We start from the raw sequence: 1056 nt of genomic DNA, 5'->3' as shown, positions 1-1056 counted from the left end.
GCGTCACGCGACGGCCCGTCCCCGAACGGCTGGGGACATTACGGGCAACCTACCGGTTCAGTCAGTAATCAGACCCCACTGACGAATCGAGGCTGGTCCGGCAGCGTAGGGCGAGATGCGCATTCCGGAATTGCGAGAGTGTAGAATTTAGCACCCGTGGTGTCTGAGAAAAATGCACCCTCGAGACTATTTGGATATTTTGCAATGAACTTCCTTCCCGGGATATCCAAAAAGGCCTCAACCGGGTTGGAGATGTATTCGGAAGAAATATTGGAGATGTAGACCATAATATTCTCTAGCCGACCTGCATCGACATCACATCCATGCACTCCGACTCCCAGATCCGGACCATTTTCACCACCATGCATGTTTGCATAATATCTACTCGGAAAATCCTTGAAGATTCCAAAGAAATCATTTTCCGGGTGAATTATTCGCAGACATACTGGAGGAATTCGCACGGCAACCTCCTTCTTCTTCTGCGATTTCGATCCGCCCTGACCGAAAGACTCGTATGCGAAAATCGAGAAGGCAGCGGCGAGCAGAACTAGAAACGCGATCAGCCAGGTCTTCTTGATTTTTCTACTCACTGCTTACCCCGCTCAGAATTAAGGAAGTCCGGGCCCTTTTTCATATCGTTCTCAACTTCATTCCAAGTGGGCTTCCAGATCTCTTCCGGAACTCCATGGTCTTGCGCCCAACGCAGCACAACGCCATTCATCTGGCTATCAAGAGTCGCATTGCGGACTCGATTCTCCCCGTCGGCACTACCCGCAAAACCTCCGACGTGATCGTCGTACCAATTATCGGCATACATTTTCATCCCACGCTGAAGGTAATCCCCCAAAGGCCCTGACGCCATGTTCAGGAAGAATCCAGGATAGTAATATATTCTTTTGCTCTGCCAGAGAATTTCATTCTCATATTTCGCCTTGGATTCCGCAGCCAGGACGTTGGCGACTGGGTGGTGTCAACCCGTGGAAGCACCACCTGATGATTCCTCCACCAGGAGCTTTTGCATCACTTCCTGCGGCGTCAAAAAGCCCAGGCACCGCC

Annotated in this window: 2 protein-coding genes; both read right to left on the bottom strand. The window is 51.0% G+C overall.

The window, feature by feature from the left end:
• Positions 1–68: 68 nt before the first annotated feature.
• Positions 69–590, bottom strand: a complete 522-nt coding sequence (locus tag AC0Z36_RS29735; protein WP_485466190.1) for a hypothetical protein — start codon at positions 588–590, stop codon at positions 69–71.
• Entirely contained in the window at positions 587–823 is a 237-nt protein-coding gene (locus AC0Z36_RS29730; RefSeq protein ID WP_485466189.1) for a hypothetical protein, read from the bottom strand. Before AC0Z36_RS29730 ends, AC0Z36_RS29735 begins: the two co-directional genes overlap by 4 nt.
• Between the last annotated feature and the right edge of the window lie 233 nt (positions 824–1056).

The sequence above is a fragment of the Kitasatospora sp. UYEF31 genome (assembly GCF_057291755.1).
The sequence above is the reverse complement of the archived record's forward strand: the minus strand, read 5'-3'. Positions and strand labels throughout refer to the sequence as shown.